Here is a 23,670-nt window from a genome sequence, read left to right as displayed (position 1 = left end):
GCTGCGTTGCTCTTTGCAGGCCCAAGCCCGTGGCAACATGGTGCTGCGCGTTGGGGTGACTATGGCGGAATCTTGATCTTTGTCAAGGCTACAAGCCCCGATAACACGGCCCCAAATTAAGGCTAGCGCCGCCGCGCCGAGCGCACGCCGCCCAGCTCGCCCACAATCTTCAGCACACGGGCCAGGCGGCCGGACTCGGCCACCTCCACGGTAAACGTCATCCACGCAGTGCCCTTGACCGACTGGGTCTGGACGCCGATGACGTTCATCTTCTCCTTGGCAAACACTTCCGAGATATCGCGCAGCAGGCCCTGGCGGTCATGGGCTTCCACTGCCACGTCCACGGGGTACACGTTGCCATCTTTGCCTTGAGGCACGCCCCACTCTACTTCAATCAGGCGGTCGCCGCTGCGGTTCACCATGTTGCGCAAATTGGAGCAGTCCGAACGGTGCACGCTCACGCCCTTGCCACGGGTCACAAAACCACTGATCAGGTCGGGCGGTGCGGGTTTGCAGCACTTGGCCAGCTGCGTCATCAGCGAGTCAATACCGACCACCAGCACGCCACCCTTGCTGCCCGCCGCACGCGGCTTTTTGAGCGGCATGTAGTCGTCTTGCGTGGTGGCTGGTTCGGGCGGGCGCAACAGCATTTCGATGTTGCGCAGCGAAAACTCGTCCTTGCCCACCACCTCAAACAGCGCATCGGCATTGTTGAAGCCTAGCTGGCTGGCCAGGTCGTCCAGTTTGATGGCGGTCTTGCCTTCGCGTTGCAGCAGTTTTTCCACCGCCTCGCGGCCCTTGGCCATGGTCTCGCCCATGGCCAGCACATTGAACCAGGCGCGCACCTTGGCGCGCGCACGGTGGCTGACCAGATAGCCCAGCTCGGGGTTCAGCCAGTCGCGCGAGGGGCCGCCCTCTTTGACCGCCGTCACTTCCACGGTCTGGCCATTCTTCAGCGGCGTGTTCAGCGGCACCATGGCGCCGTCCACCTTGGCGCCGCGACAGCGGTGGCCCAGGTTGGTGTGCACGCTGTAGGCAAAGTCCACGGCGGTGGCGCCTTGGGGCAGTTCCACGATGGCCGCATCGGGTGTCAGCACATAGATACGGTCCTCGAACATGCCCGCGCCGTCGCCCCCTGCGTGGGCGCCCGACAAATCACGCTCCCAGGCCAGCAGCTGGCGCAGCACGGCGATCTTGGCGTCGTACTCGCCCGCCGCCGTCACGCTGCCACCGTAGCCCTTGGCGCCGGCCTCTTTGTAGGCCCAGTGCGCGGCCACGCCGTGTTCAGCATGGTCGTGCATGGCCTGGGTGCGGATCTGCACCTCGATGGGCTGAGCGCCCGCATCCCGTACCACGGTGTGCAGCGATTGGTAGCCGTTGGGTTTGGGCCGGGCAATGTAGTCGTCAAACTCTTCGGTCACCGGCACAAACTGGCTGTGCACCCAGCTCAAAGCCGCATAGCAGTCCGGCACCGTGGGCACCACGATGCGCAGTGCGCGGATGTCATACACCTGGTCAAACCCCAGCGACTTGCCACGCATCTTTTTGACAATGCTGTAAATGTGTTTGGGGCGGCCCTGCACCGTGGCCTGGATGCCCTGCGCGCTTAGCTCGTCAGCCAGTTGCTGGCGCAGGCGCTCAACCGAGGCCTCGCGCTCGGCACGCTTTTCGTCCAACAGCTTGGCGACCTGCTTGTAGGTATCGGGCTCCAAAAAGCGGAACGACAGGTCTTCAATCTCCCACTTCACTTCCCAGATGCCCAAGCGGTTGGCCAGGGGGGCAAACACCTGCAGCGCCTCGGACGCTAGGCCCGGTGGCACCGGCAGCTTGGTGGCCGCAAAGTGGCGCAGCGTCTGCAGGCGCGAGGCCAGGCGCAGCATCACCACACGCAGGTCTTTGCTGAACGCCAGCAGCATCTTGCGCACGCTCTCGGTCTGCGCGGCGGCCGTCTGGGCCATGGGGGCTGCATTGCCGCTGTGGCTGGCCGAGTTTTGCGTCACGCGCGCCATACGCTGCAGGCGCACCAGCTTGGTGGTTTCCAGCGCCAGGTCGGCAAAGTTGTCGCCAAAGGCCTTGGCGATCACTTCATGTGGTTTGTTCAGGTGGTCGCAGGCGTAGACCAGGTAGCTGGCGGCCTGCATGGCCTCGGACCCGCCGATGGTGCGCAGGATGGCAGCCACGGCGTCGGCGTGCAGCAACACGTTTTCGCCGGTGTCCAGGGTCTGGGTGGCCAACAGTGGCTCGGCAAAGGCGCGCGCACGCGCCAGAGCACCGGCCTGTTCGGGCAGGTTGTCCGCGGTGGCCGCGATGACCTGCGGGGTGGCCGAGGCACTGTGCTCGGCGTACAAACTTTTCATGCAAGGCTCACATCATCCGGGGCATCTCACCCCAGTAAAAAACTCGTTACGGTGTCCACCTGGTCGGCGGCAATCAAGGTAGGGGCATGGCCCACATCGGCAAACTCCACCAGCTGCGCCTTGGGGCCACGCTGGGTCATGGCCTGCGCCGTGGCGGGGGACAACAAATCAGAATTGGCGCCGCGCAGCAGCAGCGTTTGTGGCGTCAGGCTGTCGTACAGCTGCCAAAGCTGGGCTTCGCCCTGCGCGGCAATCTCTTGCGTCACCGCGCCAAAGGGCACGGCAATGGCGGGGTCGTAATGCAGGGCCACAAGGCCGTTGGGCGTAGTCTTAACCATGTGGCGCGACAACTCCAGCCACTGGGCCGGCGTGTGCGGGCCAAAGCTTTGCGAAATGGCCCACATGGCGTCGGCGGCCTGCTGCAGGGAGTCGAAGGTTTGGGCCTTGCCCAGGTAGGTGCCAATGCGGGCCAGGGCTTGCCACTGGATGGTCGGGCCCACGTCGTTGAGCACCAGGCGGCGCACCGTGGCGCCCACGGCCTGCGCATGGGCGCACACCGCCATGCCAATCAGGCCACCCATGCTGGTGCCCAGCCAGTCCAGCGTGGCGGGTTTCAGGTGGGCCAGCAGCGCCAGCATGTCCGCCGCATAGGTGGGCAGCTGGTAGCCCTGGGGGTCTTTGAGCCAGTCGCTCTGGCCACGGCCCACCACGTCGGGGCAGACCACGCGCAGCGGCTGCGGGCTGCGGGCCAGCAGCGCCTGGGCCAGCACATCAAAGTCGCGCCCCTGGCGCGACAGGCCGTGGGCACAGACGATGGTGTGGGCTGCGTCGGCCGCGCCCCACTGCCAGTACGCCATGCGGTGCCCGCCGTTGGCGTCAGCGCAGGGTACGTAGTTCAGCGTAGGGTCAGCCATGGTGGAATCACTCGTTTGATAATGACCACATCCTAATGGAAACCCCCCTACTCTTTTGGAAGGACGCAGCATGTTGAAAGGTAAAACCGCCATCGTTACCGGATCCACCAGCGGCATCGGTTTGGGCATCGCCAAGGCGCTGGCCGCCCAGGGCGCCAACATCGTGCTGAATGGCTTTGGCGATGTGGACGGCCCCAAGGCCGAAATTGCGGCGCTGGGCGCCCAGGTGGGGTACCACGGGGCCGACATGAGCAAGCCCGCCGAGATCGAGGCCATGGTGCAGTACGCCGCCGCCACTTTTGGCGGTGTGGACATTCTGGTCAACAACGCCGGCATCCAGCACGTGGCGCGGGTGGAGAACTTCCCGGTGGAGAAGTGGGACGCCATCATCGCCATCAACATGAGCAGCGCCTTCCACGCCACGCGCCTGGCCCTGCCCGGCATGTTGACCAAGAACTGGGGCCGCATCATCAACGTGGCCAGCGTCCACGGCCTGGTGGGCTCTGCCGAAAAGTCGGCCTATGTGGCGGCCAAGCACGGCGTGGTGGGCCTGACCAAGGTGACTGCGCTGGAAAACGCCACCAGCGGCGTGACCTGCAATGCCATCTGCCCCGGCTGGGTGCTCACACCCCTGGTGCAAAAACAGGTGGACGCCAAGGCGGCGGCCCAAGGCATCAGCAACCAGGATGCGACCAAACAGCTGTTGGGTGAGAAGGAGCCGTCGATGCAGTTCACCACGCCCGAAGAGCTGGGCGCGCTGGCCGTGTTCTTCTGCTCCCCCGCGGGAGACAACGTGCGCGGCGTGGCCTGGAACATGGACGGTGGCTGGGCCGCTCAGTAAGAGATTTTTAAAGCCTTTTAGGCCTCTAGCACCCGTGGATGCTGCGCAAGCAGCTCCTAATTCAATAGCATTTACGCCGCGGGGCTGAGGCTGACATGGGGCCGCTGGCGCGTGGCCCACCAGCTCATGGCCATGGAGGCCACCAGGCCGGCCAGCGCAAACCAGTGCAGCGAGCCCATGCCGTCATGGGCAATCAGCCAGCCGCCACTGCCCGCCCCCAACGCCTGGCCCGCGTACATGGCGGAACTGTTGAGTGCAATAGACCCCGAGGCCAGGGCCGGCGCAATGCCCACCAACCGCGCCTGCTGCGCTGAATTCGACGAGAAGCACCCCAGCGCCCAGGGAATCAAGACCAGCGCCACCAGCACCAGGTTGGTCCCCAGTGGCCACAGCACCAGGCTCAGCGCCATGGCACCCACGCCCCACATCACGGCGCTGGGCGCGCCCATGCGGTCAATGCGGCGCGACATGAGAATGTTGCCCAGCAGGCCAAACGCGCCAAACCAGGCAAACAACAGGCTCAGTTGCAGCGGCGTGATCGCCAGCATCACCTTGAAATACGGGGCGAAGTAGGAGAACAGCACGAACTGCCCGGCCGAGTACAGCAGCGTGACCGCCACACACAGCATCAGCGCGGGCGAGCGCAGGGCCTCACCCCAGGCCGCGCGCGACAGGGCCGGGGGTTTGATGCCATCGGGCATGGCACGCCACACCCAGGCCGCACTCACCAAACTCAGCACGGCAACCACGGCAAAGGCCGCGCGCCAGCCCAGCGTGCCACCAATGAGGGCACCAATGGGCAGCCCCAGCACCGAGGCCACCGACCAGCCCAAAAACACAAACGTGATGGCCCGACCACGCTGCTCCGGTGGCACCAGCAGCCCCACGCAGGCGGCAGCCTGGGGCGTGAAAATAGCCGGCGACACGACGGTCAACACACGCACGATCAGCAAGGAACCAAAGCTGGGCATCAACGCACTGAGGCCCAGAAACACCGCGTACCAAAGTAACGACAGGGTGAGCAGGCGGCGCCGGTCCCAGCCCGCCACCACACTGGCCAACAAGGGTGCGCCAACGCACATAACGGCCGCGGCCGCAGCAATCAGCTGCCCCGCCGTAGCCACCGAAACATGCATCGAGGCGCTGATGTCATTGAGCGTGCCCGGCACCACCATGACGCCCGTGCCGATAACAAAGTTGCCAAACAGCAAGGGCCAAAGGACCGGGGGCAGCGACGCAGTGGCCGCTGGAGGGGACGTAGAGGTCATGGCCCCATTCTCACCGCCCCCTGCCGCGAGCGCTGTCACAAGGGCAATAACAAACGCAGTGACCCTAGCTGGACTGCTTGAAGGCCATCACCGCCTGGTTGCGCAGCGTGCGCAGCAGCGCCAGCTCTTTCTCGTCCAGCTCCAGGGAGCCGTGGCGCACCTTGTCGGCATAAATCAGGCCAAACGGGGCGTTTTTGATCTGCAGCGGCAGCAGCAAAAAGGTGGGCGCATTCAGGCTTTGCGGGTACCAGGCTGGCAGGCGCTGCACGATGCGGGGCTCAGTGGCGTCGGTGATCATGGTGTCCGCGCCCTTGAGGCAAACCACACCAAACAGATCGGGCGTGGCGGCCTTGAGGTGGGTCTTGAAACCTTTGACATGCGCCTCCACCCCCTGGCCCAGGCCAAAACGGCCAGACATCATTTCGGTTTTGGGGTCGCGCATGCAGAAAATGATGCGGTCAAACTCCAGCGCACGGTACATGGTTTCCAGAATCATGCGCAACACGTCGGTAAGTTTGAAGTCCTCCACCATGGCATTGGTGATGTCCTGAATACCCGCTGCCAGCGTTTCGGCCACCTGGCCGGCGCGGGCCATGGGGGCTGCCGCGCTGTCCAGCGGGGCCGACTGGGTGGCCTGCAGCTCAAAGCGCCCCAGGTTGCCATCGGTGTCCGATTGCAGAGCCGCAGGCCGGCTGCTCAACTCATCCGGCATGCGCAGCAGCTTGGCCGCGGCCGAGCCGGGGCTCACCCGAATCTCCATCGCAGCAGCCAGATCGATCAGCTTTTGCCGCGCCTTGATGGTGGCAGCCATCACCTGCTTGCCGCTGCTGCCCATGGCCTGGGCGTACTTCTTGGTGATCAGGGCAATGCGCGCCTCTACGTCCTTGGGGTCGCTCTTGAGCAATACGTCGGCAATCTCGTTAGACGCCAGGGCAATCCAGCGGATGCGCTCACCCGAATCCGTCGGGGCCTGCGAGGGCGGTGCACCCGTGGGCTTGGCCATGCAGCGCTGGATGCCCACCGGCAGGCCCCAGGCCTTGGCAATGCCCACGCCCAGGTCTTCATAGCTCAGCCCCAGCACGCTGCTGGAGGCGGCCCGTTCGGTCATGGGTTCGCGTGCGGACTGCACCAAGGTGCGCACACGCGTGGCCTCTTCGGGAAAATAAAACTGGGCCAGTAAGCGGCCCAGGTTCTGGAACATGGCGCCGATAAAGGCCTCTTCGCTGTCCTTGAGTACCGGGCACAGCTCGCCGCCAATGGAGCCCGCCATCAGCGAGCGCAAAAACTCTTCCTTTAACTGGCCAGCATGGGCCTTGTCCTGCATGTGCTCCAACAGCACCAAGCTCAGCGCCATATTGCGAATGCCGTTAAAGCCCACCAGATTGACCGCCCGCGACACGGTGCTGATATTGCCGCCGCGCGCAAAGTGGGCGCTGTTGACCAGGCGCAGCAGCTTGTTGGTCAGCGCCACGTCTTTCAGGATTTCGTTGGTAACGCTGCCCACGCTCTCGGTCTCGGAGCTGGCCATGCTCTGGATGCGGCCCACCGAGTCGGACAGGGCCGGGAAATCGCTTTTGTGCCGCATGCGACGCAGCAAAAACTCCAGCGTGCTGTTGTTCACGCTGCCGCCCTCGCCGCCCGACTCCCCTTGCAAGGACTTGCTCCATAGCTCCAGTTCGCTCTGAAAGGCGCGTGCGCTCACAAAGCGCTGCTTGGCGTCCTTGGCCAGGGCGCGCTGCACAATGGCCCGCAAGCGGTCGTCCACCCCGGCAGGCAGCACCTTGGGCAGCTCCAGCTGCTCATGCAGGGTGCGGTAAATGGCCCGATGCGGGTCCGACTCCATGATCAGGGGCCGCCCCATCAACAGTTCGGCCAGCACCAGTCCGGACGAAAAAATGTCCATCGCGGGCGCAGGCGCGTCGCCATTGGCAGCCTCGGGCGACAGGTAGCCCACGGTGCCGGCGCTGTCCGGGGCCGGGTCTTTGCTCTGGCTGTCACGGATGCGGGCGGCAATGCCGAAGTCCATGACCCGGGCACGGCCTGCAGAGTCCACCACCACATTGGAGGGTTTGAGGTCACGGTGCACCACACCGGCGGCATGGGCCACGGCCACCGCGTCTAGCACGTCCATCATGAGGGCTACGGCCTCTGCCGCGGGCAAAGCCCCGCGCTGCTGCAGATGCTGGTCCAGGGTGTTGCCGGGAATGTATTCAAACACCAGGTAGGGCTGGCGGCCGTGCACATCGGCCTCGTACACCGGCACGATGTTGGGGTGGGTCACGCGGCTGGCATTGCGGGCCTCTTGCAGCCACTGGCTTACCGCCTGGTCGTCGGAGCCCGCTGCAGGACGCATGACCTTGATCGCGACCTCGCGCTCCATGCGGGGATCAAAGGCAAGCCAGACCGTGGACTGGCCGCCCTGACCCAGCACCCTTCGCAGCTCAAACCGCCCCAGTGTGGTGCCTGCCTCAGCGACGGGAGGGCGGCTGTTGGCAAAGGAGACGGGATCTGGCATGTCGCGGGCTCTGTGGGTGGTGCGTCAGTCGCAATGTCTTACCCCAAGTATGGCACTGCGATGGCGGTTCTACCCGCAAAAATACAGATCGTTTTCCCTCAAATTGCGGCCTTGCCCGGCTAGCGCTGCAATTCCTGCGCACGGCGCACAAACGCGACAAACTCCGGCACCGCAATGGGTTTGCTAAAGAGGTAGCCCTGAAAGATGTGGCAGTCGTTTGCCACCAGAAAATCGCGCTGGCCCTGGGTTTCCACCCCCTCGGCCACCACAGCAAAGCCCAGGCTCTTGCCCAGGGTGATGATGGTGTGGGCAATGGCCGCATCGTTGGGGTCGCTCAGCACGTCGCGCACAAAAGACTGGTCGATCTTGAGCTGCTCCAGTGGCAGCTTTTTGAGGTAGGTCAGGGACGAGTAACCAGTGCCAAAGTCGTCCAGCGAGCAGCCCACGCCCAGGGCACGTAAGGATTCCATCTTGTGCACGATGTCGTCCATGTCCTCCACCAGCATGCTTTCGGTCAGCTCCAACTTGAGACGCCGCGGGTTGGCCCCAGTGCGCTCCAGCACCGCCTCGACCTGGCCCACGAAATCGCTTTGGCGAAACTGCCGAGCGCTCACGTTGACCGACAGGCTCAGGTGCGACAGCTCGGGCATCTGAGCCCAGGTCACCAGCTGGGTGCAGGCGTTGCGCAGCACCCAGGCGCCTAACGGCAGAATCAGGCCGGTTTGCTCGGCCATGTCGATAAAGTCACCGGGCGCCACCAGCCCCATTTTGGGGTGGCGCCAGCGCAACAAAGCCTCGGCACCCAGCACCTCGCCACTGTGGGTCACCTGGGCCTGGTAGAGCAAAAAGAATTCATCCCGCGCAATGCCCTTGCGCATGTCCACTTCCAGCGCACTGGACTCCGAGACCTCGGTCACCATGATATGCACCAGCGCATACAGCCCCAGCATGGCCAGCGCCGTGTTGACCCAGGTACCGCTGATACGCACCTCGTGCGGAATCAGGTATTGCGTCTGAATGCCCCAGGTAGTGCTGCTCAGCGCGACATACGACACAAACAGCAGGCCCACCACGCTGTGGCGCATCCAAGCCGACTCATCGCGCAGCACCAGCATGGCCGCCAACGCCAGTACCAAAATGAAGTGATGGGTGGAGCGTGGTACTTGCGCATCCGGAATATCAAACACCAGACCAAAGGCGCAGATGGATGAATACACGGTAGCCAGCATGACAAAAAATGCCAGCCGGGTGCGGCGCTGCTGGGTCAACCAGGCCACCACTAAGCCCAGCACCGCCATGGCCCCCTCCACGGCCACAATCACCCAAGCACCGCGCGCAAAAAAGAAGACGGCCCAGCCCAACCCAATGCCCATCATCAGTACCGCAGCCACCCACAGCATCATGCGCACACGGCGCAGGTGCAATTGACCAGGCGCTGGCTGCGGCGCACTCATGCGGGCTCTCCCTGGCTCTGCTGGGCGTACAAATAGGCTGCAAAAGCGCCCGCAGCCAATGGACGGCTGAAGAAATAGCCCTGGTAGGCGCGGCAGCCACTGGCGAGCAAAAAGTCTCGCTGCTGGGCGGTCTCCACCCCTTCGGCAATCACGGCCAGCCCCAGGCTGTGGCCCAGGGCGACAATGGTTCTGGCAATGGCGGCATCGTTGGGGTCGCTCAGCACGTCGCGTACAAATGACTGGTCAATCTTGAGCTGGTCCAGCGGCAGGCGCTTGAGGTAACTGAGCGACGAGTACCCGGTACCAAAATCGTCCAGCGAAAAGCCCACACCACGCGCCCGCAGCGCGGTCATCTTGGCAATCACGTCCTCCACGTTGTCCACCAGCAGGCTCTCGGTCAACTCCAACTTCAGGCGCCTGGGGTTGGCGCCGGTGTAGTCCAGCATGGCGAGCATGTGATCGGCAAAGTCCTGTTGGCGGAACTGGCGTGAGCTGACATTCACCGCCAGGGTCAGGTGCTCGGTGGCCGGATCTTGCGCCCAAGCCACCAGCTGCGCACACGCCGTTTCCAGCACCCAGCTGCCTAGCAGCACAATTTGGCCCGTTTCCTCAGCCACGGGAATAAAAGAGGCTGGCGACACCATCCCCCGCACCGGGTGCTTCCAGCGCAACAGGGCCTCGGCCCCCTGTACCCTGCCCTGCGCGTCCACCTGCGGCTGGTAGTGCAACTCGTACTGGCCAAACAGCAGCCCCTGGCGGATGTCAGCCTCCAGTTCGGCGCGCTGGGTGACGGCTGCCTGCATCAGCGGGTCGTAAAAGCGCAACGCATTGCGGCCTGCGTTTTTAGCCTGGTACATGGCCAGGTCCGCCTGTTTGAGCAGCTCGTCCAGCACCACCTCGTGTCCGCTGAACAACGTGAGCCCAATGCTGGGTGTGCTGTGGTACTCGTGCCCGGCAAGCCGGTAGGGCGCGTTGAGCGCAGCGATGATTTTTTCGCCCACCTGGGTGGCCTGCCCCGCCGCAACCGTGCGCTGCGCGTCCAGCCCCTCCAGCATCACCACATATTCGTCCCCCCCAAGGCGAGCCACGGTGTCTTCTTCGCGCACGGCGTCCATCAGCCGATGCGCCACTTGCTGCAGGAGCAAATCGCCTTTGTCATGGCCCAAGGTGTCGTTCAGGGTTTTGAAATGGTCCAGGTCGATAAACAGCAAGGCCCCGCAGGCCCCCGAGCGCGCGCTGCCAGCCAGTGCGTGCTGCAAGCGGTCCATCAGCATACGGCGGTTGGGCAGCCCGGTCAGTGGGTCGTAAAACGCCAGCTGGCGGATCTGGTCTTCGGCCGCCTTGCGCTGGGTAATGTCGATCAAGGTGGCCACATAGTGGGTGACCCGGCCATCGTCGTCCGACACCGAGGAAATGTGCATTTGCTGGGGGTAGATATCGCCGTTTTTGCGGCGGTTCCAGATTTCCCCCTCCCAGTGCCCCTGCTGCTCCAGCGTCTGGTTCATCTCGGCATAAAAGGCGTTGTCATGCCAGCCAGAACTGAACATGCTGGGGTTCTGACCGATCACCTCATGGTCTTCGTAGCCGGAAATGCGGGTAAAGGCTTGGTTCACGCGCAGGATCTCGCGGCGTGCATTGGTGACCATCATGCCCTCTTGCGCTTCGAAGGCGGTCGCTGCCACACGCAGTTCGGCCTCGGTGCGGCGCCGCTCTGCCAAATCCATGTCGAAGCGAAAAAACTCCGCCACCGCACCATGGGCGTACACCGCGGTGTGGCTGCAGTACACCGGCACTTCCTGCCCATTTTTGTGGACCAGCGTGAGCTCCTGCGAGACAAAGGCATCCGGGCTGGTCTGCATCTCCAGCAGCACTTCTTGCAGCGCATTGCGCAAGGTGTGCGGCACCACCAGCATGAAGAGGTTGCGGCCCACCGCCTCCTCGGCGGTATAGCCATACAAGCGCTCGGAGGCCGCATTCCAGTAAGTGATCGTGCCATCGGGGGTGTAGCCCTGCACCGCCACCGCCCCCACGTTTTGCAGCAGACTGCGAAAACGTTTTTCAGACGCCTGTAAGGCCGCTTCGGCTTCACTGCGCTCGGTGACATCCCGCGCCAGCAGCACCAGGGTACGCGGCTGGCCAGGCGCCTGCTTGAGGGCGTGGGCCCGGCCTTCAAACCGGCGAACGCCCTGTTTGGACTGCAGGTCAAACACAAATGTCTGGGTGGTTTGCAAAGCCAGGGTGCGCTGCAGATGCACTAGCAGTGGCTCGGCATCCTCGGGCGGCAGCACGTCGTGCAAGCGTTTGCCCAGCAGATTCTGGCCCCGGCCGCCACGCAACAGCGCCGCGTCGGACAAGACCTCCACAAAAGTGCCATGTTCGTCCAGCACATAAAGTAAATCAGGGATGGCACCGATGGTGGCCCGCAAACGCTCCTCTTGGCTACCCAGGGCCGCCTCGGTCTGCAAGCGCGCACGCACGTCCTGCAGGATCAACCCCATCAACAAAGTAGCCGGCGAAAAAACCAGCAACATTGGCAGAGCCAGGGCCTGCAGCACAGCTGCCCCCAAATCGCCAGGCAACCAAGTGAACAGGTAAATTTCGACGCAGTGCACCAGCAGGCCAAACAGCAGCAACTGCCACCACCCCAAACCCATCCAACCCCGTTGGTGCAGCACGTAATAGGCCAGCCCCAGCCCATAACAAGCCAGCACCACCGCTACGCCCACTGTGGCGCCCACACCGCCCAGGTACCAGCGGTACACCGCGGCAATGCTAGCGGCAAGCGTTCCCACCCAAGGCCCGCCAAACAGGCTGGCCATGCTGAGAACCACGGAGCGTGCATCAAAAATGACACCGGACACGATCTGCAGCGGCATCATCATGCCAACCACACAGATACCGCCAAACAGCAGCCCACCCACGCCCTGACTGAGCCAAGGGTGCTGGCGCAAGGCGCGCACGCTATAACTGTAGAGCTGGCTCAAAGCCAGCAACAGTGCAACGCCCTTGGCAAGCTCTAATAGCAAGGGAGTCTCCTGCAGCCCGGAACGCCAAAGCACGCCAAACGCCCTCCCGCACAAGTGTTGTTGCAAACATTATGGCGCGCGGCAAGGCATTTGCGGCAGGTTTTGCGCCTCCTCTGTATGGCGTCAGGCGCGGGTGCCGGGGCTGGGTGTCTGGTTGGGCGGCAGCCTCAGGGGGCAGACTGGTCGCGCAGCTGGCGGCGCAACTCGGCACGCTCGGAAGGACTCAGCTGGCGGGCGGGTGCCCCGTCAGGCATGGCGGGCACGGCCTCTTGCCGTTGCACCAAGGCCTGGCGCAAAGCGGCCCGACGCTGGTCTTTGCTTTGCTCCGCACGTGCACCTTCTGGCAACAGCTCTCTGCCCTGCGGCTGAACAGGTGCGGCCGCGCCATTGGCAGGCCCGGCCATGCCCCCCAGGGGGAAAGCAGCCAGCGCAGCAACGAGTAAAAGATGGTGCATGGTGGTGTAACGCAAGAGAACCGGACAGTGGTGACATTGTTGGAGCCGGTGCCTGTGTATGGGCTTGCTTATTTGTAACATAGTGTCAAAGTACGGCCTGTCTACGGCATTCGCAGGCGAGTGCAACGCAAAATCGCGCCTGTTACAAATTCAGAGTACCCCATGCAACCCAACGCAAACCGTCCCAACAAGATTCTGGTGGTCGATGACGATGCCCGCATTCGGGACCTGCTGCGCCGCTACCTCACGCAAGAAGGCTTTGATGTGCTGCTGGCCGAAGACGGCAAGTCGCTCACCCGCATCATGCTGCGCGAAACGGCCGACCTGATTGTGCTGGACCTGATGATGCCCGGCGAAGATGGCCTCTCCATTTGCCGCCGCTTGCGCGCCGCCAACGATGTGACCCCCATCATCATGCTGACCGCCAAGGGGGAGGACATTGACCGCATCGTGGGCCTGGAAGTGGGAGCCGATGATTACCTGGGCAAGCCTTTCAACCCGCGCGAATTACTGGCCCGCATCCACGCCGTGCTGCGTCGCCGCCCCGCCACCGAAGTGCCGGGCGCGCCCTCCAGTGACAACGAGGTCGTCAAGTTCGGCACTTTTGTGTTTGACCTGGGCGCACGTACCCTGACCAAGGCCGGCCAGGAGTTGACCCTGACCACTGGCGAATTTGCCATGCTCAAGGCGCTGGTGCGGCACCCACGCATTCCACTGTCGCGGGAAAAACTGGCACAGCTGTCACGCGGTCGCGAGTTCGAACCCTTTGACCGCAGCCTGGACGTGCAGGTGTCGCGCCTGCGCAAACTCGTGGAAAGTGACGCCACCACCCCCCGCTTCATCCAGACCGTGTGGGGCGTGGGTTACGTGTTTGTGCCTGACGACGCGGCCTAAAGCCGGGCTTTGCCGCTGTGGCCAAAACCGAGCATGCCGACTTTGACGCCAGTGCACCTGCAGCGCTAGCCGAAGGCGAAATAACTGCAGGCCGATGGCGCTTTACGCGCCTGAGCCTGTTCTGGCGAACCTTCTTTTTGCTGGCCCTTTTGCTGCTAGGCAGCATTCTGGCTTGGCTGCAAACCTTGCGTTCGCTGGAGTTCGAGCCGCGTGCCCTGCAGACGGCGCAGCAACTCGCCTCCCAGGTCAACCTGAGCCGGGCCGCGCTGATCCACGCCGACGGCATTGCCCGTATCTCGCTGATCAAGACCATGAAAGACGAGGAAGGCCTGCGTATCGTGCCGCGCGAGCCCACGGACCAGTTTTCCCTGCTGGACAACGATGCCCTGAGCCGCCGCGTGGCCCTCGATATGAGCGAGCGGCTGGGCAAAGGCACCATCGTAGCGAGCAGGGTGAACGACCAACCTGGACTGTGGGTAAGCTTTGTGATTGACGGCGACGAGTACTGGCTGCAGACCGACCAAAACCGGGTGTCTATCGCTGGCGGCGCTACCTGGATGATCTGGTTATTTGTGGCTGCCGTCTTGTCCCTGGCCGGTGCGGCGCTGATTGCGGGTTTGATCAACCGGCCACTCAAGGATCTGTCGTTTGCCGCGAGCCGGGTGCGCGAGGGCAACTTCAGCGCCAGCCAGCTCGACGAACATGTCAACACCAGCGAGATCCGCGAGGTCAATATCGGCTTCAACCGCATGGCACAAAAACTGGCCAAGGTGGAGCAAGACCGGGCCGTGATGCTGGCCGGCATCTCCCACGACCTGCGCACGCCCTTGGCGCGCCTGCGGCTGGAGACCGAGATGAGCGTGGCCGAAGAAAGCGCCCGCGCCTATATGGTGGCCGACATCAATCAGCTCGACGCCATCATTGACAAGTTTCTGGACTACGCCCGGCCCGACCGCGTGGCGCTGGCCCCGGTGGTGCTGGGTGACGTGGTGGACGCTTGCGTGTATTCATTGCAAAAGCTGCCTGATGTGCGCATCAAGATCGACATGCAGGACGACCTGCTGGTACTGGCCGACGAGGTGGAGTTGGGGCGCGTGTTGTCCAACCTGCTGGAAAACGCCAGGCGCTACGGAAAATCGGTCCACACCGGGGTTGCCATGATCGACATTGCCGCCATTGCGCGCGAAAAGTGGGTGCTGATCAAGGTGCGCGACCACGGCATTGGCGTGGGCGAAGAGCAGCTGCACCAACTGACCCAGCCGTTTTACCGCGGCGAAGCCGCACGCACTGCGGCTAACGGTGCCGGACTGGGGCTGGCGATTGTGGACAAGACCATCCAGCGCATGGGTGGCATGTTCCGGCTCACCAACTCCACGTCAGGCGGCCTGGCCGCCCAGATCCGCCTGCAACGCGCTACGCGGCTTTGAACAACAGCACGACGGCGCGTGCTTCCATGGCACGGCCCTCACCCACCGGGCCCATTTTTTCAGCCGTCTTGGCCTTCACGTTCACCTGGCCCACATCCACCCCCAACACCGCCGCCACGCGCTCGCGCATGGGCACGATGTAGGGCGCCAGCTTGGGGGCCTGGGCGATGATGGTGCTGTCCACGTTGCCAATGGCATAACCCAGCGCCCGGATATCGGCCGCCACCTTGGCCAGCAGCAGTGCCGAATCGGCCCCCTTGTACTGGGCGTCGGTGTCGGGAAAATGCTTGCCGATGTCACCCAGCGCAGCGGCGCCCAAGAGCGCATCGGTGATAGCGTGCAGCAGCACATCGGCATCGGAATGCCCCAGCAAGCCCTTGTTATGGGGCACCTCCACGCCGCCCAGCATCAGTTTGCGCCCTTCCACCAGTTGGTGCGTATCCCAACCCTCGCCAATCCGCATTGTCATGAATTGCATTCCTGTGTCATGGGGTCGGGGTCACCGTGTAGGTGGTGACCTCCATACCCGAAATGGAAACCTGCATGGGCTGAAAACCCAGCCCCGCAGGGTCGCCCAATAGCTCGCGCACGCGTTGGGTCACCAGCACCTCGCCCGGGCGGGCAATGTCTTCGCCCAGTTTGTAGGCCAGGTTGACGGCATCGCCAAAGCAGTCCACCGCCTCCAGCAGCAAGATGTCGCCCACATCAATGCCCACGCTGAACGCCAGCAGCGGGGCATGCCCCTCTACCTGAGCGGCATTCACCATGGCCAGGGCCGCGGCCACTGCATCCGCCACATCATCAAACACGGCGAGCAGGTTGTCCGCCTCGTTCTTCACCACCTCGCCATGGTGGGCCAGCACCAGGGGTCTGGTGATTTTGTGCATGCGCCGGATCTGGCACAGGTAGGCCAGAATGCCGTCGCGCCGCACCGTCAGCGTGAAGCCGCTCATGTCCAACGCCAGCACCGCCTTGCGACGCTGGAAGGTGTCCAGAATCATTTGTTCCACCGCGGGCTTGCGCGCCTGCGGCGCAGCAATCAGGGTGTCCATCAGGGCGTCAAAGGCATGCATGGCGGTTACTCCTGGATGCGGGCCGCGAGCACGGCCTGGGCTAGCGCAAAGTCTTGCGGGTAGGTGACCTTGAAATTCTGCGCGCTGCCTTCTACCAGCAACGGAGCCTGCCCCATGAACTCCATGGCGCTGGCCTCGTCGGTCACGGCCTCGCCCGCCGCGTGCAAAGCGGTCTGCAAATCACCCAGGCGAAACATCTGCGGTGTCTGGGCCAGCCACTTGTCGCTACGGTCCACCGTGGCGGCCACCCGGCCACCCTGCTCCCGCTTTAGCGTGTCGGGCAGCTTCAGGGCCAGCAAGCCACCTACCGCGTCGCCCTGGCAGGCGTCGATCAGGGCATTGATTTGGGCGGGCGTAACGAGGCAGCGCGCAGCGTCGTGCACCAGCACCCAGTCATGCGCCACGGCCCCCTGGGCCATCAGCGCAGAAATACCATTCAAAACGCTTGCAGCTCTTGTGGAACCTCCGCAAGCAGCTATCGAAAAAATAGCATTCAGCGGTCGATCGGGCGCATCAAAAAACGTATCTCCAGCGCTCACCACCACCAGAATGCCGCCCAGCCGTGGCACCGCAGCAAAGGCGGCCAGCGTGTGCAGCACCATGGGCTGGCCGGCAATGGATTGGTACTGCTTGGGGCCTGCGGCCCCCGATCGGCTGCCGTTACCCGCACAAGGAATGAGTGCAAAAAACCGCGAGGCTGGCGTCTGCTGCATGGTCAATACCGTTCCAGGGCGGGGTGGTCAGTGGGAGATCTGCAGGTCGCGAACCCGCAGAAAGAACAAGAAAGAAAACAAACAGCTGTGGCAGAATTTCTCCATCCACCTGCAGGGCAACGATCCACCGGAATCGGTGAAAAAATGGCTGTAACCCAACACAGCGATGCATCATATCAACTGAGCCCATGCCAGCCTATCTCGTTCCCCAGTACGACCTCAGCACCGTCGCCTTGTCGCTGCTGATCGGTTGTTTTGCGTCTTTTGTCACGCTGGAACTGGCCAAACGCATGCGCTCGCCGGATCAGGCGCTGGCCCGTTTCTGGTGGCTTGGTGGGGCCATCACCATGGGTACGGGCATTTGGTCCATGCACTTTGTGGGCATGTTTGCATTTACCTTGCCCATTGAGCTGGGCTACCGGGGCCTGGAGACCTTTCTGTCCTGGGTCGCCGCCATCGTGGTGTCGGCGATTGCGCTGGGGGCCGCCAACCAGGGGCAACTCAGCCGCCCACGGCTGGTCATCAGCGCGCTGTTGATGGGTGCGGGGATTTGTGCCATGCACTACACCGGCATGGCTGCGCTGGACATGGCGCCGGGCATCGTCTGGAATGGCTGGCTGGTCGCAGCATCTGCCCTGATTGCGGTCACGGCCTCGGCGGTGGCATTGCTGATCTTCTTCTGGCTGCGCCAGGTCAACCGCCGACACCTGTGGGCCTACCAGCTCGCCGCCGCCATGGTGATGGGCGTGGCCATTACTGGCATGCACTACACCGGCATGGCAGCAGCCCAGTTTCCTGCGGGCTCCATGTGCCTCAGTGTGGACGCACTGGCGGGGCGCGAGCTGGGCGTGTTTGTGATCCTGGGCACCTTAATGCTCCTGAGCATGACCATGGTCACCGCCATTTTGGATGCACGCATGCAAAGCAAGGCGTCACGGCTCTCAAACAAACTGCAGTCCACCAACGCCGAGCTACAAAAAGCCAACGAAGTCCTGCAGCAGCATGCGTTTACCGACGCCCTGACGGGCCTGCCCAACCGCCTGCTGCTGGAAGACCGGTTGCGTCATGCCATCAGCCGCTTCGAGCGCCAGGACAAGTCGCCGGCATCGCGCAACCTCAAACGCATCGCCGTGCTGTTCATTGACCTGGACGGTTTCAAACCCATCAACGACACCTTTGGACATGCCACTGGCGACAAGGTGCTCCAACACGTGGCGCAGCGGCTACGCCAATGTGCACGCGAGGTCGACACCGTGGCACGACTCGGTGGCGACGAGTTTGTGATCTTGCTGGAGGATCTGGGCAACACCGCCGATGCGGTGACTCTGGCCCAGCGGGTGATCAACCAGTTTGCGGCCCCGCTGGAGATCGATGACCGCGCCATGCACCTGGGTGCGTCCATCGGCATTGCGCTCTGCCCCGACCATGCACAGAGCGAAAAACTGCTGGTGCATGCCGATGCCGCCATGTACGCCGCCAAACGCATGGGCGGGCGCAACTACGCCCTGTTTGAAGCCCATATGGATGCCAGCAACCACGGCGAGGTCAGCCTGCATGCGGACCTGAGCCAAGCCCTGGCCCGGGGCGAAATATCCCTGCACTACCAGCCCAAGGTGGAAAACCGGCGCGGCACCATCCGCGGCGTGGAAGCCCTGCTGCGCTGGCAGCATCCGCAGCGCGGCGCAGTGGGGCCGCACATCTTCATCCCGATTGCCGAGCGCTACGGCCTGATCAACGCATTGGGCGACTGGGTCATCAACGAGGCCTGCCGGCAAATGCAGGTCTGGCAGGCCGCAGGGCTGAACATCTCGGTGGCCATCAACCTGTCGGTCTACCAGCTGCGCCAGGACAACCTGGGCGAACGCATTGCCGCCGCCCTGCAGCGGCATGACGTTCCTGCCGAGCGCCTGGTGTGCGAAATCACCGAGTCGGTGGCCATGGAGGACATCCGCGCCACACAAACCGCCTTCGATGCCATCAGCAGCCTGGGCGTACTGCTGTCCATCGACGACTTCGGCACCGGCTACTCCAGCCTGAGCTACCTGCGCCAGCTGCCCGCCAAACAGCTCAAGATTGACCGCAGCTTCATTCTGGACATTGAAGACAGCGTGGATGCGCGCGCCATTGTGGACGCCGTCATCAAGCTCGCCCACGCGCTGGGCCTGAGTGTGGTGGCCGAAGGGGTGGAGACTGCAGCCCAGCGTGATATTTTGCTGGCACTGGATTGCGACGAAATGCAGGGCTACCTGTTTGCCCGCCCCATGACGTCTGCGGCACTGCTGGACATGGCGCGCAGCGCCCCAGGTGAAGGCCACACGGGTTTCTCCCCCTCGGTGCTGGAACCTTGAACGCCCCTTAAAATACCTGCAGCCAGCACCCGCCAGGCTTTTTCACACCCCCTACGCCACCGTTTGGGGGTGTTTTGCATTTCTTGCCGCATTCGATACCGTTATGGATTTACCTAAACTCACCAGCGGCAAACGCTACACCCTGCCCCGCCCGGCAGGTTCGGCAGATGCCCTGCTGCTGGCCCGTCTGGGCGAACGTGAAAAAACCGCTGGCCACCCCATGACGGTGGTGACGGCCAACGCGAGTGACGCTCAGCGCCTGCTGGAAGAAATCGCCTTTTTTGCCCCCACGTTGCGTTGCGCTCTGTTTCCCGACTGGGAAACCCTGCCCTACGACACGTTTTCGCCGCACCAGGACCTGATCAGCGAACGCCTGGCCACCCTGTGGCGTATTAGCCAGCGCGACAAGGAAACCGGGGCCGACGTCGTCATCGTGCCTGCCACCACCGCGCTGTACCGCCTGGCACCTCCCAGTTTTCTGGCCGGCTACACCTTTGAATTCAAGGTCAAGCAGAAGCTGGACGAGGCCCGCCTCAAAGCCCAGCTCACGCTGGCCGGCTACAGCCATGTCACGCAGGTGGTAAGCCCCGGCGAATACGCCGTACGTGGCGGACTCATTGACCTGTTCCCCATGGGCAGCGCAGTGCCGTATCGGGTGGACCTGTTTGACGACGAAATCGACAGCATCCGCACCTTCGACCCCGACAGCCAGCGCAGCCTCTACCCCGTGCCCGAAGTGCGCCTGCTGCCGGGCCGCGAATTTCCCATGGACGACGAGGCACGCGCCAAGTTCCGCAGCCGCTGGCGCGAACTGCTGGACGGCGACCCCACCAAGAGCCGGATTTACAAGGACATTGGCAATGGCGTGGCCACGGCCGGCATTGAGTACTACCTGCCCTTATTTTTTGAAGAAACCGCCACCGTGTTTGACTACGTGGGCGCAGACGCCACCGTGGTGCTGCACGGCGACCTGGAACCGGCCTTCCAGCGCTTCTGGCAGGACACCAAGGACCGCTACCGCCTGGTGCAGGGTGACCCAGACCGCCCCGCCCTGCCCCCGGAGGCATTGTTTCTGGGTACCGAGCAGTTCTACGCACGTGCCAACGCGCACGCCCAGTTGGCCATCCGCGCGCCCGGTGAAGGCGACGCGTTTGTCGAGTTCACGGGCCTGCCCCCGCTGTCGGTCGAGCGCGGCACCGAAGACCCGCTTTCCCGCCTGAAGACCCATGCCCGCAACACGCAGCACCGCATCCTGGTGCTGGCGGAGAGCGATGGCCGGCGCGAAAGCCTGCTGGACTTTGTGCGCGCCAGCGGCATCTCGCCGCCCGCGTTTGACTCACTGGCCGAATTCCAGGCCAGCGACGAAAAATTTGGCATTGCCACCGCCGGACTGACAGTCGGCTTCAGCTGGCTCGAATTCGGCATTGACCTGCTCACCGAGACCGAGCTGTTTGCTGCCGGCCCCACCACGCGCCGCCGCAAAAAGCAGGAGCAGGTCAGCGATGTGGAAGCGCTGATCAAGGACCTGAGTGAGCTCAATGTGGGCGACCCGGTGGTGCACAGTTCACACGGCATTGGGCGTTACCGCGGCCTGATCAACATGGACATGGGCAACAAGAATGCCCAGGGGGAACCCGAGCTGCAAGAGTTTTTGCACCTGGAGTACGCCGACAAGGCCACGCTGTATGTGCCCGTGAGCCAGCTGCAGCTCATCAGCCGCTACACCGGCGTGAGCGCCGACGAGGCGCCCCTGCACCGCCTGGGCAGCGGCCAGTGGGAGAAAGCCAAACGCAAGGCGGCCGAGCAGGTGCGCGACAGCGCGGCCGAGCTACTCAACATCTACGCGCGCCGCGCCGCGCGCGAAGGCCACGCCTTCCGCTACAGCCCGGGCGACTACGAAACCTTTGCCAATGACTTTGGCTTTGAGGAAACCGCTGACCAGAAGGCCGCCATCCACTGCGTGATCCAGGACATGATCAGCCCCCGCCCCATGGACCGCCTGGTTTGCGGCGATGTGGGCTTTGGCAAAACCGAAGTGGCGTTGCGCGCCGCCTTTGTGGCGGTCACGGGCGGCAAACAAGTGGCTTTCTTGGCCCCCACCACGCTGTTGGCCGAGCAGCACTACCAGACGCTGGTGGACCGCTTCGGCAAATGGCCCGTGAAGATTGCGGAGATGAGCCGCTTTCGCAGTGGCAAGGAAATCACCGCCGCGCTCAAGGGCGTGGCCGATGGCACGGTGGACATTGTGGTGGGCACGCACAAGCTGCTGAGCCAGGACACCAAGTTCGCCAACCTGGGCCTGCTCATCATCGACGAGGAACACCGCTTTGGCGTGCGCCACAAGGAGCAGATGAAGGCGCTGCGCGCAGAGGTAGATGTGCTCACACTGACCGCCACCCCCATCCCGCGCACGCTGGGCATGGCGCTGGAAGGGCTGCGCGACCTGAGTGTGATTGCCACCGCCCCCCAGCGCCGTCTGGCCATCAAGACCTTTGTGCGGTCCGAGGGCAACGGTGTAATCCGCGAGGCCGTGCTGCGCGAATTGAAGCGCGGCGGCCAGGTCTACTTTCTGCACAACGAGGTAGAAACCATCGAGAACCGCCGCCAGAAGCTCGAAGAGTTGCTGCCCGAAGCCCGCATTGCCGTAGCCCACGGCCAAATGCCCGAGCGCCAGCTGGAAGCGGTGATGCGCGACTTCATCGCCCAGCGTTACAACCTGCTGCTGTGCTCCACCATCATCGAGACCGGCATTGACGTGCCCACGGCCAACACCATCGTGATGAGCCGCGCCGACAAGTTCGGCCTGGCCCAGTTGCACCAGCTGCGCGGCCGTGTCGGCCGCAGCCACCATCAGGCCTATGCCTACCTCATGGTGCCGGACATCGAGGGTCTGACCAAGCAGGCCCAGCAACGGTTGGATGCGATCCAGCAAATGGAAGAACTGGGTTCAGGCTTTTACCTAGCTATGCACGACCTGGAGATTCGCGGGGCCGGCGAGGTGCTGGGCGAAAACCAGAGCGGCAATATGCTCGAAGTGGGCTTCCAGCTTTACAACGAGATGCTGAGCGAGGCGGTGCGCTGCCTGAAGGCCGGTATTGAGCCCGACCTGCTGAGCCCGCTCAACGTCACCACCGAGATCAACCTGCATGCGCCGGCGCTCTTGCCCGATGACTACTGTGGCGATGTGCACCTGCGCCTCTCGTTCTACAAAAAGCTGGCTACGGCCAAAAATACGGACCAGGTGGACGCACTGCTCGAAGAAATCGTGGACCGCTTCGGCAAGCTGCCGGCCCAGGCGCAAACGCTGATCGACGTGCACCGCCTGCGCGTGATTGCCAAGCCTTATGGCGTGGTGAAGGTGGACGCAGCGCCCGGCGTGATCACCATCACCTTCAAGAAAGACCCACCGATTGACCCGATGAAGATCATTGGCCTGATCCAGAAGAACAAGCACATCAAGCTGGCCGGCAACGAGAAGCTGCGCATTGAGCGCGAGCTGCTGGAGGTGAAGGACCGGGCCCAGATGGTGCGTGACATTCTGAAGAACTTGGGCCAGCCGCTGGCGGCCAGCCCACAGCCGAGTTAGGCATAAAATCGGCCTCTAGCTCCCGTAGATATTGCGCAAGCAGCTCCTAAAATAATAGCAAAATCCCCATGTCCAACACCGAACTCTCCCCCGGCCTCGTCGTCCAGAACCTGCCTGCCGCCCTGAAACTGAGCGACTACAAGCTCATCGCGTTCGACATGGACTCCACACTGATCAACATCGAGTGCATTGACGAGATTGCCGATGCGGTGGGCCGCAAGGCCGAGGTGGCGGCCATCACCGAGGCGGCCATGCGCGGCGAGATCACCGACTTCAAGGACAGCCTGCGTCGCCGGGTGGCCTTGCTCAAGGGCGTCACCGTCGCAGACCTGGAGGCTGTCAAGCGCGAACGCTTGCAGCTCAACCCCGGCGCTGCCGCGCTGGTGGCGGCCTGCCAACAAGCCGGGCTCAAGGTGCTGCTGGTGAGTGGCGGTTTTACCTACTTTGCCGAGCATGTGCGCGCGCTGCTGGGCATCGACTACACCCGCTCCAATGTGCTGGAAATTGCCTCCGGCCCGAACTGCGGCGTGTTGACCGGCGGGCTGGTGCAGCAAAGCTGGGGTGATATCTGCGACGGTGCCGAGAAACGCCGAACGCTGTTGGAAGTGGCCTCTCTCCTGGGCATAGAGCCCGGGCAATGCATTGCCATGGGCGATGGCGCGAATGACCTGCCCATGATGGGTGCGGCCGGACTGTCGGTGGCTTACCACGCCAAACCCGCGGTGCGCGCCCAGGCCCAGGTGGCCATCAATAGCGGTGGGCTGGACCGGTTGCTGGAAGTGCTGGCGTAAATCGCACC

17 protein-coding genes are annotated in these 23,670 nt (G+C 63.4%); 7 read left to right on the top strand and 10 right to left on the bottom strand.

The genetic code is table 11. From position 1 onward, the window contains the following. Positions 1-122: 122 nt before the first annotated feature. Entirely contained in the window at positions 123-2,357 is a 2,235-nt protein-coding gene (locus C5F53_RS08030) for a bifunctional (p)ppGpp synthetase/guanosine-3',5'-bis(diphosphate) 3'-pyrophosphohydrolase (RefSeq protein ID WP_105260832.1), read from the bottom strand. A 26-nt stretch (positions 2,358-2,383) separates the two neighbouring features. Continuing rightward, entirely contained in the window at positions 2,384-3,271 is an 888-nt protein-coding gene (locus C5F53_RS08025) for an alpha/beta fold hydrolase (protein WP_105260831.1), read from the bottom strand. A 70-nt stretch (positions 3,272-3,341) separates the two neighbouring features. On the opposite strand from C5F53_RS08025, the gene C5F53_RS08020 reads away from it, so the two are divergent. Then, a complete protein-coding gene (locus C5F53_RS08020) occupies positions 3,342-4,112 on the top strand; it encodes a 3-hydroxybutyrate dehydrogenase (protein ID WP_105260830.1) in 771 nt (256 codons plus the stop codon). Between the two features lie 71 nt (positions 4,113-4,183). Here the strand turns inward: C5F53_RS08020 and C5F53_RS08015 are convergent, their stop codons facing one another. From C5F53_RS08015 to C5F53_RS07995, 5 genes are all read right to left on the bottom strand, one after another. Next, positions 4,184-5,380 (bottom strand): MFS transporter, encoded by a 1,197-nt coding sequence (locus C5F53_RS08015; protein WP_105260829.1) that lies wholly within the window; start codon positions 5,378-5,380, stop codon positions 4,184-4,186. Positions 5,381-5,444: 64 nt separating this feature from the next. After that, a complete protein-coding gene (locus tag C5F53_RS08010; protein ID WP_105260828.1) occupies positions 5,445-7,895 on the bottom strand; it encodes a serine/threonine protein kinase in 2,451 nt (816 codons plus the stop codon). A gap of 119 nt (positions 7,896-8,014) precedes the next feature. After that, the gene (locus C5F53_RS20765; protein WP_105260827.1) at positions 8,015-9,349 is read right to left on the bottom strand and encodes a bifunctional diguanylate cyclase/phosphodiesterase; all 1,335 of its coding nucleotides are present in this window, start codon (positions 9,347-9,349) and stop codon (positions 8,015-8,017) included. Further along, on the bottom strand, positions 9,346-12,375 hold the full coding sequence (locus C5F53_RS08000) for an EAL domain-containing protein (protein WP_161499902.1): 3,030 nt from the start codon (positions 12,373-12,375) through the stop codon (positions 9,346-9,348). The genes C5F53_RS20765 and C5F53_RS08000 overlap by 4 nt, the downstream gene beginning before the upstream one ends. Before the next feature lie 167 nt (positions 12,376-12,542). After that, positions 12,543-12,830: a hypothetical protein gene (locus C5F53_RS07995; RefSeq protein WP_146097323.1), complete on the bottom strand. Its 288-nt coding sequence runs from the start codon at positions 12,828-12,830 to the stop codon at positions 12,543-12,545. 162 nt (positions 12,831-12,992) lie between these two features. Between C5F53_RS07995 and ompR the strand changes: the two genes are divergently transcribed. Both ompR and C5F53_RS07985 read left to right on the top strand, forming a co-directional pair. After that, complete coding sequence (ompR, locus tag C5F53_RS07990; RefSeq protein ID WP_105260824.1) at positions 12,993-13,724, top strand: two-component system response regulator OmpR; 732 nt, start codon at positions 12,993-12,995, stop codon at positions 13,722-13,724. Between the two features lie 17 nt (positions 13,725-13,741). Then, entirely contained in the window at positions 13,742-15,151 is a 1,410-nt protein-coding gene (locus C5F53_RS07985; protein WP_105260823.1) for an ATP-binding protein, read from the top strand. Here the strand turns inward: C5F53_RS07985 and ispF are convergent. Genes ispF through ispD form a run of 3 tightly spaced genes read right to left on the bottom strand, consistent with a single transcriptional unit; the run spans position 15,138 to position 16,937 of the window. Beyond that, complete coding sequence (gene ispF / locus C5F53_RS07980; protein ID WP_105260977.1) at positions 15,138-15,620, bottom strand: 2-C-methyl-D-erythritol 2,4-cyclodiphosphate synthase; 483 nt, start codon at positions 15,618-15,620, stop codon at positions 15,138-15,140. The two genes, C5F53_RS07985 and ispF, sit on opposite strands and share 14 nt — an antisense overlap. A 16-nt stretch (positions 15,621-15,636) precedes the next feature. Then, positions 15,637-16,224, bottom strand: a complete 588-nt coding sequence (locus C5F53_RS07975; RefSeq protein WP_105260822.1) for an adenylate/guanylate cyclase domain-containing protein — start codon at positions 16,222-16,224, stop codon at positions 15,637-15,639. 5 nt (positions 16,225-16,229) lie between these two features. Further along, positions 16,230-16,937 (bottom strand): 2-C-methyl-D-erythritol 4-phosphate cytidylyltransferase, encoded by a 708-nt coding sequence (gene ispD, locus C5F53_RS07970; RefSeq protein WP_105260821.1) that lies wholly within the window; start codon positions 16,935-16,937, stop codon positions 16,230-16,232. On the opposite strand from ispD, the gene C5F53_RS20245 reads away from it, so the two are divergent. The 4 genes from C5F53_RS20245 to serB all read left to right on the top strand — a co-directional run bounded on the left by C5F53_RS20245 (position 16,936) and on the right by serB (position 23,662). Continuing rightward, positions 16,936-17,091, top strand: a complete 156-nt coding sequence (locus C5F53_RS20245; RefSeq protein WP_161499901.1) for a hypothetical protein — start codon at positions 16,936-16,938, stop codon at positions 17,089-17,091. The two genes, ispD and C5F53_RS20245, sit on opposite strands and share 2 nt — an antisense overlap. 34 nt (positions 17,092-17,125) lie before the next feature. After that, a complete protein-coding gene (locus C5F53_RS07965; RefSeq protein ID WP_105260820.1) occupies positions 17,126-19,285 on the top strand; it encodes a bifunctional diguanylate cyclase/phosphodiesterase in 2,160 nt (719 codons plus the stop codon). Between the two features lie 103 nt (positions 19,286-19,388). Beyond that, complete coding sequence (gene mfd / locus C5F53_RS07960) at positions 19,389-22,871, top strand: transcription-repair coupling factor (RefSeq protein WP_105260819.1); 3,483 nt, start codon at positions 19,389-19,391, stop codon at positions 22,869-22,871. A gap of 68 nt (positions 22,872-22,939) precedes the next feature. Continuing rightward, positions 22,940-23,662 (top strand): phosphoserine phosphatase SerB, encoded by a 723-nt coding sequence (gene serB / locus C5F53_RS07955; RefSeq protein WP_105260818.1) that lies wholly within the window; start codon positions 22,940-22,942, stop codon positions 23,660-23,662. Positions 23,663-23,670 lie beyond the last annotated feature (8 nt).

The organism is Rhodoferax sp. TS-BS-61-7 (assembly GCF_002943465.1).
Lineage (GTDB): Bacteria > Pseudomonadota > Gammaproteobacteria > Burkholderiales > Burkholderiaceae_C > Allorhodoferax.
Note: the sequence above shows the minus strand (reverse complement) of the source record. Positions and strands in the feature narration are given on the sequence as shown.